Source organism: Erythrobacter fulvus (genome assembly GCF_028595285.1).
In the GTDB taxonomy this organism is placed as follows: domain Bacteria; phylum Pseudomonadota; class Alphaproteobacteria; order Sphingomonadales; family Sphingomonadaceae; genus Erythrobacter; species Erythrobacter fulvus.
Genome location: NZ_JAQQXQ010000002.1, coordinates 95,051 through 108,341, shown reverse-complemented (window position 1 = coordinate 108,341; position 13,291 = coordinate 95,051). Strand labels below are relative to the sequence as shown.

Here is a 13,291-nt window from a genome sequence, read left to right as displayed (position 1 = left end):
ATCGGGACTCACTTCTCGCCGGGCAGCAATTGCGGGCCGATTGTTGCGTCGGGGGCGGGAATGTCAACGGTGCTGGTCGATTTCGCCTGCGGCCCGGGATCGCGGTCCCAGTCCCAGATCTTGTCGTGGACACGCTCGTAATTGACTGCGGGATCGTAGATCACCACGCCGTCATCAAGGTTGAGATCGCGCGCTTCGGCGCGGCCCATCAGCGCCAGCAGGTTGAACCCGGCAACATAGGCATTGCGCCGTGCGGTCACCAGCTGGGCGCGGGCATTGACCAGTTCCTGTTCGGCATTGAGCACGTCGAGGATGGTGCGGTTGCCGATCGAGTTTTCGGCCCGTACCCCTTCGAGGCTGAGCTCTGCCGCTTCCACGGCGGCCTGCGAGCTTTTGATCACGGCATTGGCCGCCTGCCAGTTGGACCAGGTCGAACGGGTTTCGGCGATGACGCTGCGTTCGGCGGCGATCACGTCTTCCAGCGCGGCGCTTTCGCGCGCACCGGCCTGACGCTGACGCGCGGCGGGAAGCCCCCCTTGAAACAACGGAACCGTGACGCGCACACCGGCATTGGCAGTGGTTTCGCGCTGCACGAATTGCGCTGCGACCGGCCCGCCGAGCGTGCCGAAAAAGTCGCTGTACTGGCCGTTGACGAACAGCCCCACGGTGGGCAGGCGGCCCGCGCCTGCGACCTTGGTGTCATAACCCGCAGCCTCGGCCCGTTCCTTGGCCGCGACGAGGTTCGGATTGTTCTCCAGCGCGCTGACGATGGCTTCGCCCACGGTGTCGGGCAGGCCGGGCAGCGGCGGCGGCGCCTCAAGTTCGCCGGGCGCGCGGCCGACGAGGCGGATATAGGCTTCGCGCGCGGCGATCAGGTTCGCCTCGGCCTGTTGCAGATCGCCCTCCGCCACCGCGAGGCGCGAGCGCGACTGGGCAACGTCGGTGATGGTCAGATCGCCGATCTGGAAACGGTCGCTGGTAGCTTCGAGATTGGTGCGCAGCACTGCGACATTGTTGTTCGCCAGTGCGGCCAGCGCCTCGGTCCGCAGCACGTCCATATAGGCGGCGACGACTTGGCTGAACACGGTGCTTTCGGTGTTGCGCAGATCGGCGGCGCCCGCATCGACGCGGTTCTTGGCCGCCTGCACCCCGTTGCGGATCGCGCCGCCCGAATAAACCGGCACCAGCATCTGCGCCGTCACCCCGAGATTGCGTTCGGGCGCGGTGAAGGAGTTGGCCGATTGCCGGATGAATTCGGTATGCGTGGCGGTGATGTTGGACGAAGGCAGGCCTTGTGCCCGCTGGATCGTCACGCCTTCATCGGTGGCGCGCTGGTTGGCACGCGCCGCTTCGAGCGTGGGATTGGTGTTGTAGGCACTCGCCAGTGCCTCGCGCAGGTTGTCGGCGAGCGCCGGCGATGCGCCGAGCGCGAGCGCCAGAATGCTTGCCGAAGCGACCCGGCGCAGCGAGGCCGACGAGTGCATCACGCGAAGGTCCAGCCCTTCGGCGCGTCGAAGGCGTGCAGCACCGGAATGCCGAGATCCTCGACCGGAGTCAGCGCGACCTTGGCGCCGACCTTGCGGCCCGAGGCGAGGCGGGTGACCTGCCGCAGCAGCAGCCCGGAAACGATCCGGCCGCCTTCGGCCAGCCGCGCGGCGAGCGCTTCGGGCAGGGTTTCGACCGCGCCGTCGATCACGATCAGCGAATATTCGCCCTTGCCCTTGCCTTTTGCGGCATCGGTAGCGTCGAGCGTGGCAAGTTCGGCCACCAGCGGGCGCAGAAGTTCGGCCAGATAGCCCGTGCCACCTTCCACCACCAGCACCCGGTCTTCCGGCATCGGTGCGGCTTCGAGCAGCAGCTTGCCATAGAACAGCGGCGAGCCGAGGTGCCCGCTTGCCCCGAGCGAAACCGAACGGTCGATATAGGCCTGCACCGCCTTGTCCGCGGGCAGGAAGTCCTCGCGCGGGACGGCCAGCATGCGGGCCAGTACATATTCCTCGTTCACGCCGCTGGTGCGCAGCTGGCTGTCGATCATTGCCCTGCGTGCGGTGCGGGTGTCATTCTGGGTTTCACGGGTCATGGTAAGTTCGGTCATGCTTGCTCCGGAAGCTGTATTAGACACATAACACAGCTGGTCAACTCTTCCTTAGACGCGCCCGCGCCTTGTTCCAAGGTCTTTGCGCCTTGCCGACCGCGAGGTTGCGACCGGTTCATTTCGGGCTTTGACCTTGCCGCCCGCCGGTGCTTAGGGGAGCGCGCAATCAAGCGGGATTGTATTCGACTTACGTGAAGGTGGCTTCGATGAGTGACATGACGACTGGTGGCGGGGACGTGCGGATCGAGACCGATTCGCTGGGCGAAGTGGCGGTTCCGGCGCACGTGCACTGGGGCGCGCAGACGCAGCGCAGCATCGTCAATTTCCCGATCGGCGGCGAGAAAATGCCGCCTGCGCTGGTGCGCGCGCTCGGTATCCAGAAGCTGGCGGCGGCCAAGGCCAACATGAAGCTCGGCGTGCTCGATGCCAAGCTGGGCGAGGCGATCGTGCAGGCCGCGCGCGAAGTGATCGACGGCACGCTGGCCGACCAGTTCCCGCTGGTGGTGTGGCAGACCGGATCGGGCACCCAGTCGAACATGAACGCCAACGAGGTGATCGCGAGCCGTGCCAACGAGATCCTGACCGGCAAGAAGGGCGGCAAGGATCCGGTTCACCCCAATGATCACTGCAACATGGGCCAGTCGTCGAACGACACCTTCCCCACCGCGATGCACATCGCTGCGGCGGGCGAGGCGATCGAGCATCTGGTTCCGGCGCTGAAGAAACTCCACGGTGCGCTCGACGCCAAGGCAACCGAGTTTGCCGGAATCGTCAAGATCGGCCGCACCCACCTGCAGGATGCGACTCCGATGACGCTGGGGCAGGAATTCTCCGGCTACGCCAAGCAGATCGAATATGGCATCGCCCGCGTCGAAGCCGCGCTGCCGCGCGTGCTCGAACTGGCGCAGGGCGGCACCGCCGTTGGCACGGGCATCAATTCCAAGATCGGTTTCGCCGAGGAATTCGCGAGCCAGGTCGCGGCCGAGACCGGCCATGCCTTCGTCACCGCGCCCAACAAGTTCGAGGCACTGGCCGCGCATGACGCGATGGTCGAGATATCGGGGGCGCTCAACACGCTCGCTGTCAGCCTGATGAAGATCGCCAACGACATCCGCCTGCTCGGCTCCGGTCCGCGCTCCGGCCTCGGCGAGCTGTCGCTCCCCGCCAATGAGCCGGGCTCCTCGATCATGCCGGGCAAGGTCAACCCGACCCAGTGCGAGGCGATGACGATGGTCTGCGCGCAGGTGATGGGCAACAACGTGGCCGTCACTGTCGCCGGATCGCATGGCCACCTCGAACTCAACGTGTTCAAGCCGGTGATCATCTACAACGTCTTGCAGTCGATGAAGCTGCTGGGCGATGCCAGCCACGCCTTCACCGATAATTGCGTGGTCGGGATTGAGGCCAACCAGACCCGCATCACACAGCTGCTGAATGAAAGCCTGATGCTGGTGACCGCGCTCAACCCGCATATCGGTTACGACAATGCGGCCAAGATCGCCAAGAAGGCCCATGCCGAAGGGACGACGCTCAAGGAGGCCGCGCTGGCGCTGCGCCTGCTGACCGAAGAACAGTTCGCGCAATGGGTGGTGCCGGCTGACATGATCAAGCCGCGGGGATGACCGGATCGTTCTGCGTTTCGACCAAGGCCTGACCCTGCCCGACGACAAGCGCCCGCCCCGGTAGCATTCGTGCTGCCGGGGCGTTATCGCTGTCCGCCATAATGGCGACCATGATTTCCCGCGACCCAGCCCCGCAAGGCTCCGGTGTGACCGTGCCTTTCCGCACTGTGCTGGTATCCATGCTGGTGCTGTGGGCGACCTATTTCGCGCTCACGACCCTGCGCAGCCTGGTGATGGATTTCGGGCTGCAATTCGAAATGGCCTGGCGCCGCCTGCTGGTGACGGCCGTCGGTGTGGGGCTGACCATGGTGCTGTGGCTGTTGCTGCGGCTGTTCGATTCGCGCCCGCTCTGGACCAAGATCGCCGCAGCGATCGCCTTTGCCATGCCGGTTGCGCTGGCGATCGGGCAGGTCAACCAGTGGACCTTCGAGGATATCCAGCAGGCGCAGGAAAAGGCCTATGCCGAGAAGTATAATCTCAACCTGCGGCGCGACGAATCCGGCAATCTTCTGGTCGATGTCCCCGTGCGGCGGTTCAGCCCCTCGGGCGGGAATACCGAAACACTCGATGACGAAGTGGTCGAATCCGAAAGCGTGATCATCGCGCCGGCGGAAACCTATGCCGATTTCTGGCGCAAGCTGCTCGACGTGGCGCTCGGGCGGTACTTCCTGCTGCTGGCATGGGCCTCGACCTATTTCGCGCTGCTGGCAGGCTATCAGGCGCGTGCGGCGGAACGGCGCGAACAGCAGTTCCGCTCTGCCGCCAAGGCCGCCGAGCTGCGCAGCTTGCGTTACCAGGTGAACCCGCATTTCCTGTTCAACACGCTCAATTCGCTGTCCGCGCTGGTGATGACCGGCAAGGCCGACCGGGCCGAGCGGATGATCCAGACGATCAGCCGCTTCTATCGCCACAGCCTCGCCAACGAGCCGACCGCCGACGTCGCGCTGAGGGACGAGTTCGATCTGCAGAAGCTCTATCTCGATATCGAGGCGGTGCGCTTTCCCAAGCGGCTGGTCTGCGTGTTCGATCTACCCGCCGATCTCGAAGAGGCGCGGGTGCCGGGCATGATCCTGCAACCGCTGGTGGAAAATTCGGTCAAATACGCGATCTCTGCGGTGGCGCGCACGGTCACCGTGACGCTCGCCGCGCGCGAGGAGTTCGATCGGCTGGTGATCACCGTAAGCGATAATGGCCCCGGGGTGCCGCAGGGCGCGCATCATGGTTTCGGCATCGGCCTTGCCAATGTGCGTGATCGGCTGGAGGCGCGCTTCGGCCCCGATATCGGCTTCACCTCGGCCCCGGTGCCGGGCGGATACCGCACCGAAATCCGCATTCCCCTTACCCGATCAGCGACCCGCCATGACTGAGACCCAGACCGAATCCACCGCCCTTCGCACCCTGATCGTCGATGACGAACCGCTCGCGGTCGAACGCGTGCAGGTGATCTGCGCCGAGATCCCCAGCGTTCGGGTGGTCGGCACCGCCAGCGACGGCGCCGCCGCCTTGCGGCTCGCGGAAAAGCTCGAACCCGATCTGGTGTTGCTCGACATGACCATGCCCGAGCTCGACGGGCTGGGCGTGGCGCGCAAGCTGGCGGAACAGGAACAGGCGCCGGTGGTGATCTTCGTCACAGCGCATGATCATTTTGCGGTCGAGGCCTTCGATTGCGAGGCGGTCGACTATGTCCTCAAGCCCGTCGCCGCCGACCGGCTGGAACGCGCGATCGAACGCGCGCTGGCACGCCGTGGGCAGCGCCGTCAGACGTCGAGCCGCTATCTCGACGAATTGTGGGTGCCGCACCGGTCCGAACTGCTGCGCATCGCGGTGAGCGAAGTGCACCAGATTGATGCCGAGCGCGATTACGTGCGCCTGCATGTCGGCGGCGAGGATGCCGCGCGATCCTACCTGCTGTTGCAGACCATCGCAGGGCTTGAGGCGCGGCTTGATCCGGAAGAATTCATCCGCATCCACCGTTCCACCATTCTGCGGCGCGACAATATCCGCGGGCTGCGGCACGACGGGCTTGGCGTCTGGTCGGTGGAGCTTCAGAACGGCGAGGCGCTGCGCATCGGCCGCACCTATCTCGCCCGTGTGAAGGCGATGGCCGGACGCTGATCCGAGGGCCCTTGCGCCGCCGCTTATCCTGTACCTTCAAACACAAAAAAACGGCCCGAACCCAAGGGACTGAGAGGGTTCGGGCCGCATCCGCTGCACCGCGGGGACGGGCGCAGGGTAAAGCTGCGTGGTTCAGCCGCCGCGCTGCTTGTCTCCGGTGAGCGCCGCGACTTGCTCGCGCGCATCGGCACGGGCTTTGGCGAGGCAGGCGCGGGCATCCCTGTTTATGATCCGGGTGCCGGTCTTCACGTCGGTCACGCGGCAAACGGTGCGCACCGCACGCTCGATCCGCTGGTCGAGCAGCTTCTGGCCCGATGCGGTGCCAAGGTTGATGTCGCTGAGTTCGACTTCCAGCGACATCTTCTCGCGCTCGCCGGCAAAGGCGGGGGTGGTGGTGCAGGCCAGGCCGAGCACGGCGGCTGCGATTGCAAAAGTCTTCATGGTCATCCTCCATCGGCAGGCTGCCTGTGATCGGGCGGGGGTGCCGATCCGGGGGTTGCCAGGCGTTCTGCCGAATTAAGGAATAGGGGGATTCGCGAGCGGCTTCAGCCGGATGTCGATCAACCCCTGCTGCCCGCTCGACCGGCGCGGCAGCATCCGGACGGATGCATCGCAATGGCCGACAAATGGCGGTTTCCAATCGACCGGCGCATCGCCATAGTGGCGGCAATGGGATGGTCGACAATCGTGATCTTTGTTGCAGGCGTGGTGAATTTCGCGCTCAACCGGGCTGTGTTCGATAGCGGCCACCCCTTGCTGGCGCGGCTTCCGCGGGCGAGCCGCAAGCTTGGGCAGCGGGCTTCGCTGGTGACCGAATTTGCGGTGCTGTTCTTCGCCCTGCTGCTGTCGGTCAACGGCTGGCCGGGGTTTGTGTGGGCCTATCTTGCCTATAGCCTGTTCAACGGGGTAGCGGCTTGGCTCATCCTCGGGGGAAAGATCTGATCCGGCCATGACGACCCGTCTGTTCCATATCAGCGACGTGCATTTCGGTGTGGAGGATCGCACCGCGCTCGACGCCGTGGCCCGCGCCGTGGCCGAAGAGCGTCCCGATGCAGTGATCTGCACCGGCGATCTCACGCAGCGGGCCAAGCATTCCGAATATGCGCGCGCGCGTGAATGGTTCGCCTCGCTCGGCGTGCCGGTGGTGCTGGAACCGGGCAATCACGACATGCCCTATTACAATCCGTGGGAACGCTTCACCGATCCGTTCCGGCGTTACAACCGGCTGAGCGCAGCGGTGGGCAATGGCTTCGAATCGCCCGACGTGGTGTTTGTGCCCCTGCGCACCACGGTGCCGATCCAGCGCCGGATTCCGTGGTCAGACGGCGTGATCCGCCCCCCCGCGCTGGCCGAGACGCTGGCCCGGCTGGAGGCGCTGAAGGGCGATCCGCGGACGATTGTGGTGCTTGCCCACCACCCGCTGTTGGGGCCCCGCGATGATGGCGAGAACCCGACCATCGGCGGGGACGCAGCCTTTGAAGCGATTGCTGCTGCCGGTGCGCACGCGGTGCTTTCCGGCCATGTCCATGTGCCCTTCGACGAGGTGCGATCCCGCGGCGGACATGCGATGCGGATGATTGGCGCGGGGACATTGTCCACCCGCCTGCGCCACGGCGCGCCGGCATCGTGGCGGACCATCACCTGCGCGCCGGGCGGTGTGATCGAAAGCACGCTGCGACTGGTTGGCGCGGGCGTGGCAGCGTAACTTTACCCGCCCCGGCCTTAACCTTTTCCAGAATATCGATCTTAAGACTTTATTGGTGGAATTGCGGCGCAAGGACGGCGGTTCCGGCCTTGCCTGTTTCGCCACCCCTTTTCGCTACACTCTCTTGGTCCGGAGGTACGAGGATGGATTTGTTGAAGGCAATCACGCTCGGCGCGATACTGTCGGCGACGATCGGCATTGTGATCGGATCGCAGGGTACCAGCGCCGGTCCGCTCGCCATTCAGCTGCTCGCGATTGCCGATGCCAAGATCTACTGGTCTTGGCCGGTATTCCTTTCGGGCACCGGTCTTGCCTGGGGGCTGATGCTGCTCAATCGCTGACGATTGCCGGCGCTGCCGACAAACAAAAAAGGGCGGCTCCCTTCCGGGGGCCGCCCTTGATGTATTGGGTGGCGAAACGTCTTAGCGCTTCGAGAACTGGAAGCTGCGGCGGGCCTTGGCCTTGCCGTACTTCTTACGCTCGACCACGCGGCTGTCGCGGGTGAGGAAGCCGGCCGCCTTGACGGTGCTGCGCAGCTCGGGCTCGTACTTGGTCAGCGCCTGCGCGATGCCGTGCTTAACCGCACCGGCCTGACCCGACAGACCGCCGCCGCGCACAGTTGCGACCACGTCGTACTGGCCCGAACGATCGGTGATGCCGAACGGCTGGTTGATGATCAGACGCAGGGTCGGACGCGCGAAATAGGTTTCCTGATCGCGACCATTGATCGTGATCTTGCCGGTGCCGGGCTTGACCCATACGCGGGCAACGGCGTCCTTGCGGCGGCCGGTGGCGTAGGCGCGGCCCTGCTTGTCCAGCTCCTGCTGGCGCAGCGGCGCGGAAACGCGGGCGATTTCGGCAGCGTCACCCTGCGGGGCGTCGCCGGCGATGTCCTTGAGATCGGCGAGATCGGACACGGTGGTGGTTTCGTCAGCCATTATGCGGTGACCTTGTTCTTGCGATTCATGGAAGCGACGTCGAGCACCTGCGGCTGCTGGCCGTCATGCGGGTGCTCGGTGCCGGCATAGAGGTGCAGCGCCTTCATCTGCTGACGGCCGAGGGGGCCGCGCGGAATCATGCGTTCAACGGCCTTTTCCATCACACGCTCGGGGAAACGGCCGCCCAGCACCTTCGCCGGGGTGGTTTCCTTGATGCCGCCGGGGTGGCCGGTGTGCTTGTAATAGACCTTGTCGCCCATCTTCTTGCCGGTGAACTGCACCTTGTCGACGTTGATGACGATCACGTGATCGCCGCAATCAACGTGCGGGGTGTAGCTCGGCTTGTGCTTGCCGCGCAGGATGTTGGCGACGATCGCGGCGAGACGGCCGACGACGAGGCCATCGGCATCGATGATGTGCCACTTCTTTTCGACCTCGGCCGGCTTGATCGACCGGGTCTGCTTGCTGAGCGCCTTCATGGCTGTGGTGTCCTTGGTTCGAAACGGGTGTCCGGCCCACCGCATCGTTGTGAATGCAACGCTGCCGCTGCCGGAGAATCGCCTGCCGATCAGCCGACCGGACGGGCAAGTGGGCGCGCAAATGTCGTTTCACCCCGCGAAAGTCAAGCAAAAGCGCCGTTTCCGCATACGGTAAAATAATACCGTATGGCCTGTGGCGTTCATGCGGAGCGCAGGCGCCACACTTCTTGCGAGCGGCGTTCGAGCCCTTCGATGCGCGTGGTGATCGCGCGTTCGCCTTCGGCCAGCCAGCCTGCATCCGGCACCGCCCGCGCGCGCCAGCTGAGGGCGAATTCGCCGGTGAGGCCATCGGGCAGCGCGACGCTTTCGACCTCCTCCACCGCCTCGCCGGAAGGATAGAACAGATCGGCGGGCAGGGTTTCGAACAGGCCCGAACCGGTGCGGTGCAGTTCGGCAAGATAGCGGCGAATGTCGTTGCGACGGGCTTCGGACTGGGGTCTCGCGGCGATCATGCGTTCTGCCGCACGCATGGCTGCGGCGAGATCGTCAGCCGGAGCCTCGCCTTTGCCGCCAGCCAGAATCCGGCCGCTGTCGGACAGCATGATCGGGAACATCGCCGCGGTGTCACGCTGCTCCTCGATCCGGGCGAGCGCGGCGAGGTTCTCCGGTGCATCGACGGCGACCGCAACCTGGGCTCCCGACACCACGATCCCGCGCGCCTGCTGTGCGAAGCCGATGTCCCAGCTGCGCCGCACGGTCACTGCCTGCCCGCCGCCAAGCGAGCGCACCAGTTCGCGCTCGAGCCGCATCGCGCCTTTGGGCAGACGCAGCGCGGGCAAGGCTGCCAGCAGGGCTGCCGGACGCGCGATCAACCCGCTTGCGAAGCCCGCTCCGATCAGACCGGCCAAAAGGGTCCGGCGGGTGCTCCCGACCATGCAATCTCCCCCCAATATGCGGCCCTGCGGCCCGCCTTGCCTGTCCCGCCTCACCCGTATTGCGGGACCGTCAAAGCGTCGCCATCAGCCATGCGATGGTTGATGGATGGCCCGCATCGCAGCGCCATCCGATAATTGCCGGTGTATCATAGGGGTGAAGTTCCCCCAACCGCGCGATGGTGCGATCGAGCAGCGCGGCGCGAGTCTTGAACAGCACACCGGTTTCGGTTTCGCTGTTCCGCGCGCCCTCCCAGAAAAACACGGATTCCATGTCGCCGAGAATATTGGCGCAGGCGATGAGGCCTTCGCCGAGCAACTCTCCGGCGACTGCGCGCGCGATGTCACGATCGGGAAAGGGGCACCACACCAGTGCCGCGCTGTCCGCTTCGCCGCCGGTCATCCGTCCGCTTTCGCCGCGCGCCGCGCCAGCCCGTCGCTGTGCATTGCCCACGCCGTCGCAGCGACTGTCAGCGCGCCAACCAGCTGGTGCGCGGCGGCGATCCACAGCGAGACCTCGCTCATGACGGTCGCGATGCCGAGCAGCACCATCGTGCCGAAGGCGGTGTGCACTGCGACCGAGGCGAAGCGGTCGGTCTTGCGCACCCGCCGCGCCAGCCAGACGAGCGCTGCGACCGCGACCCACGCCCACCAGCGGTGGAGGAATTGCAGCAGGAACGGATCATGCGTCAGCGTCCAGACAATCCCGCCCGACCAGTCGATCTCCGGCACCAGCCGCCCGTTCATCAGCGGCCAGTCATAGGCGGCGTGGCCGGCATTGAGCCCCGCGACCCACGCGCCGAGCAGCAATTGCACGAACAGCACGCCCGCCACCAGCGCGCTGCCTGCGGTCAACGGCGCCGGCCGTGCCGACGGTTCGCGTGCCACCAACCGCATGTCGCGGGCTGTCCATACCAGACCGGCAAGCAGCGTCAGCGCGGTCAGCAGGTGGAGCGAAAGGCGGAAATGGCTCACATCGGTCATGTCGCCGACCAGCCCCGACTGCACCATCAGCCAGCCGAACAGCCCTTGCAGCCCGCCGAGCGCGAGTAGCGCCAGCAACCGCCCCTTGAACCCCTGCGGGATTGCGCCGCGCCACCAGAACCAGGCCAGCGGCAGGGCGTAGACCAGCCCGATCACCCGCGCGATCAGCCGGTGGACCCATTCCCAGAAGAAGATGAACTTGAAATCCGACAGGGTCATGCCCGTCAGCGCCGCTTCCAGCCGGTATTCGGGCGTCGCCTGATACTTGGCAAACTCGGCCTGCCACGCGGCCTCGGACAGCGGTGGAAGGATGCCGGAAACCACATTCCATTCGGTAATCGATAGCCCGCTTTCAGTGAGGCGGGTGATGCCGCCGACCACCACGATCATCACCACCATCGCGGCCACGATCTCGAGCCAGCGGGCAATCGCGAGCGGTCGCGCCTTGCCGCGCGGGGCGGCAGCGAACAGGTTCGATACGGAGGCGGAAGTGGCCATGGCGTCGCGCTCTTTGTGCCTGCGCGCGCCGATGCGCAAGACTGTTCGGCGCAAGTCCCGGTGCGGCAAGCGCAAATCGCGGGGCGCTTCGGGGTTGCAGAATGTAACAACATCACATATCTGAGGCGACAGCATGTCGACGATCCTTCCATCTGCCGCGAGTCGGCCCAGTCTGCGCCGCCGGCTCGATCAGGTCGGGATCGGCCTTGCCGGGCTGTGCGCCCTGCACTGCATTGCCACGCTGGTGGTGGTTTCGGCGCTGGGGCTGGGCGGACACTTCCTGCTTGACGAGAATATCCACCGCGTCGGCCTGTTGCTGGCGCTGCTGGTGGCGGCCATCGCGATCGGCTGGGGTGCGCTGCGCCATCGCCGGGTCGTGCCTTTCGGTGTCGCAGCGGCGGGACTGGGCTTCATGACCCTGGCGCTGGTGGTGCCGCATGGCATGAACGAATTCAGCCTGACGCTGGTCGGTGTGGGGCTGGTCTCGGTTGCCCACTTGCTCAACCTGCGCGCCGCGCACTGAGCGCGCGTTCCCCCTCAAACTCGTGGTTGCACCCTGTGGGCGAGCGCCTATGTCTCGCGCCATGACCAAGAGCATCACTCTCAACGGCGATCCCCGCCGCACCACTGCCGCCACGATTGCCGATCTCGTGCGCGAGCTTGACCTCGTGCCCGAAAAGGTCGCGGTGGAGCGCAATGGCGAAATCGTTCCGCGCTCGACGCTGGGTGATGCACCCTTGGCCGAGGGCGACAAGCTGGAGATCGTCCATTTCGTCGGCGGCGGCGATCATCAGGGCGCGGCGGCGGACACGTGGACAGTCGCGGGCCGCACTTTCACCTCGCGGCTGATCGTTGGCACCGGCAAGTACAAGAACTTCGAACAGAACGCCGCTGCGGTCGAGGCTTCGGGTGCGGAGATCGTCACCGTCGCGGTGCGCCGCGTGAACGTCAGCGATCCCAAGGCACCGATGCTGACCGACTATATCGATCCCAAGAAGATCACCTACCTGCCCAACACCGCCGGGTGCTTCACCGCCGAGGATGCGATCCGCACCCTGCGGCTGGCGCGCGAGGCGGGGGGTTGGGATCTCGTGAAGCTGGAAGTGCTGGGCGAGGCGCGCACGCTTTATCCCAACATGGTCGAAACCATCCGCGCGACCGAGGTGCTGGCCAAGGAGGGCTTTCATCCGATGGTCTATTGCGCCGACGATCCGATCGCGGCGAAGCAGCTGGAAGATGCGGGCGCGGTGGCGATCATGCCGCTGGGCGCGCCGATCGGCTCGGGGCTGGGCATCCAGAACCGCGTGACGATCCGCCTCATCGTGGAGGGTGCCAAGGTGCCCGTGCTGGTCGATGCGGGCGTGGGCACGGCGTCGGATGCCGCGGTCGGCATGGAACTGGGCTGCGACGGCATCCTGATGAACACCGCCATCGCCGAGGCGAAAGACCCGATCCGCATGGCCCGCGCGATGAAGCTCGCGGTCGAGGCCGGACGCGAAGCTTACCTCGCGGGCCGCATGGCGCGGCGGATGTATGCCGATCCCAGCAGCCCGCTCGCGGGATTGATCTGACCGTGGCCGATACACCGATGATCGAACTCGAGGAAACCGGCAGCAAAGGCCGCTATGTGCTGCGCCCCGAGGGCGAGAGCGAGATAGCAGAACTGACCTTTTCGCGTGCCTCGGACACCCTTGTAATCGTCGATCACACCGGCGTGCCCGATGTGTTTCGCGGGCGCGGCTACGGCCGGATGCTGGCTGAACGCGTGGTCGCCGATGCGCGCGAGAAGGGCTTTCGGATCGTGCCGCTGTGCCCCTTCTTCAAGGCGCAGGCGCAGCGCCACCCGGACTGGGCCGACGTGATCGCTGGCTGAAGCCCCTTTTCACCTAACCCTAAATTAACCATGGCGTGCGACGTTCTCCT

17 protein-coding genes are annotated in these 13,291 nt (G+C 65.6%); 9 read left to right on the top strand and 8 right to left on the bottom strand.

Annotated features, from left to right (window positions below):
- Positions 1-8: 8 nt before the first annotated feature.
- Together OIK40_RS03425 and OIK40_RS03420 are read right to left on the bottom strand one after the other, a co-directional pair.
- A complete protein-coding gene (locus OIK40_RS03425; protein ID WP_273676614.1) occupies positions 9-1,484 on the bottom strand; it encodes a TolC family outer membrane protein in 1,476 nt (491 codons plus the stop codon).
- A complete protein-coding gene (locus OIK40_RS03420) occupies positions 1,484-2,095 on the bottom strand; it encodes a protein-L-isoaspartate O-methyltransferase family protein (RefSeq protein ID WP_273676241.1) in 612 nt (203 codons plus the stop codon). The genes OIK40_RS03425 and OIK40_RS03420 overlap by 1 nt, the downstream gene beginning before the upstream one ends.
- A gap of 215 nt (positions 2,096-2,310) precedes the next feature.
- Between OIK40_RS03420 and fumC the strand changes: the two genes are divergently transcribed.
- From fumC to OIK40_RS03405, 3 genes are all read left to right on the top strand, one after another.
- Positions 2,311-3,717 (top strand): class II fumarate hydratase, encoded by a 1,407-nt coding sequence (gene fumC / locus OIK40_RS03415; RefSeq protein WP_273676613.1) that lies wholly within the window; start codon positions 2,311-2,313, stop codon positions 3,715-3,717.
- Positions 3,718-3,863: 146 nt separating this feature from the next.
- Entirely contained in the window at positions 3,864-5,084 is a 1,221-nt protein-coding gene (locus OIK40_RS03410; RefSeq protein ID WP_374211776.1) for a histidine kinase, read from the top strand.
- Entirely contained in the window at positions 5,077-5,832 is a 756-nt protein-coding gene (locus OIK40_RS03405) for a LytR/AlgR family response regulator transcription factor (protein WP_273676239.1), read from the top strand. The genes OIK40_RS03410 and OIK40_RS03405 overlap by 8 nt, the downstream gene beginning before the upstream one ends.
- Before the next feature lie 132 nt (positions 5,833-5,964).
- Here OIK40_RS03405 and OIK40_RS03400 read toward each other — a convergent pair whose 3' ends face one another.
- Positions 5,965-6,273 (bottom strand): UrcA family protein, encoded by a 309-nt coding sequence (locus OIK40_RS03400; protein WP_273676237.1) that lies wholly within the window; start codon positions 6,271-6,273, stop codon positions 5,965-5,967.
- A gap of 174 nt (positions 6,274-6,447) precedes the next feature.
- Between OIK40_RS03400 and OIK40_RS03395 the strand changes: the two genes are divergently transcribed.
- From OIK40_RS03395 to OIK40_RS03385, 3 genes are all read left to right on the top strand, one after another.
- Positions 6,448-6,774 carry a hypothetical protein gene (locus tag OIK40_RS03395; protein WP_273676235.1) on the top strand — a complete coding sequence of 109 codons (327 nt, stop codon included), beginning with the start codon at positions 6,448-6,450 and terminating at the stop codon, positions 6,772-6,774.
- A gap of 7 nt (positions 6,775-6,781) precedes the next feature.
- Positions 6,782-7,537 carry a metallophosphoesterase family protein gene (locus OIK40_RS03390; protein ID WP_273676233.1) on the top strand — a complete coding sequence of 252 codons (756 nt, stop codon included), beginning with the start codon at positions 6,782-6,784 and terminating at the stop codon, positions 7,535-7,537.
- A 143-nt stretch (positions 7,538-7,680) separates the two neighbouring features.
- Positions 7,681-7,878, top strand: coding sequence for a hypothetical protein (locus tag OIK40_RS03385; RefSeq protein ID WP_273676231.1), 198 nt, complete (start codon positions 7,681-7,683; stop codon positions 7,876-7,878).
- An 81-nt stretch (positions 7,879-7,959) separates the two neighbouring features.
- Here OIK40_RS03385 and rpsI read toward each other — a convergent pair whose 3' ends face one another.
- From rpsI to OIK40_RS03360, 5 genes are all read right to left on the bottom strand, one after another.
- A complete protein-coding gene (gene rpsI / locus OIK40_RS03380; RefSeq protein WP_273676229.1) occupies positions 7,960-8,475 on the bottom strand; it encodes a 30S ribosomal protein S9 in 516 nt (171 codons plus the stop codon).
- Positions 8,475-8,954: a 50S ribosomal protein L13 gene (rplM, locus tag OIK40_RS03375; protein ID WP_273676227.1), complete on the bottom strand. Its 480-nt coding sequence runs from the start codon at positions 8,952-8,954 to the stop codon at positions 8,475-8,477. Before rplM ends, rpsI begins: the two co-directional genes overlap by 1 nt.
- Positions 8,955-9,154: 200 nt before the next feature.
- The gene (locus tag OIK40_RS03370) at positions 9,155-9,889 is read right to left on the bottom strand and encodes a hypothetical protein (protein WP_273676225.1); all 735 of its coding nucleotides are present in this window, start codon (positions 9,887-9,889) and stop codon (positions 9,155-9,157) included.
- 70 nt (positions 9,890-9,959) lie between these two features.
- Positions 9,960-10,289: a divalent-cation tolerance protein CutA gene (gene cutA, locus OIK40_RS03365; RefSeq protein WP_273676224.1), complete on the bottom strand. Its 330-nt coding sequence runs from the start codon at positions 10,287-10,289 to the stop codon at positions 9,960-9,962.
- Positions 10,286-11,368: a COX15/CtaA family protein gene (locus tag OIK40_RS03360; RefSeq protein ID WP_273676222.1), complete on the bottom strand. Its 1,083-nt coding sequence runs from the start codon at positions 11,366-11,368 to the stop codon at positions 10,286-10,288. Before OIK40_RS03360 ends, cutA begins: the two co-directional genes overlap by 4 nt.
- A gap of 133 nt (positions 11,369-11,501) precedes the next feature.
- On the opposite strand from OIK40_RS03360, the gene OIK40_RS03355 reads away from it, so the two are divergent.
- From OIK40_RS03355 to OIK40_RS03345, 3 genes are all read left to right on the top strand, one after another.
- Entirely contained in the window at positions 11,502-11,891 is a 390-nt protein-coding gene (locus OIK40_RS03355; RefSeq protein WP_273676220.1) for a MerC domain-containing protein, read from the top strand.
- Between the two features lie 61 nt (positions 11,892-11,952).
- On the top strand, positions 11,953-12,939 hold the full coding sequence (thiS, locus tag OIK40_RS03350) for a sulfur carrier protein ThiS (RefSeq protein WP_273676218.1): 987 nt from the start codon (positions 11,953-11,955) through the stop codon (positions 12,937-12,939).
- A gap of 2 nt (positions 12,940-12,941) precedes the next feature.
- Positions 12,942-13,241 (top strand): GNAT family N-acetyltransferase, encoded by a 300-nt coding sequence (locus tag OIK40_RS03345; RefSeq protein WP_273676217.1) that lies wholly within the window; start codon positions 12,942-12,944, stop codon positions 13,239-13,241.
- Positions 13,242-13,291 lie beyond the last annotated feature (50 nt).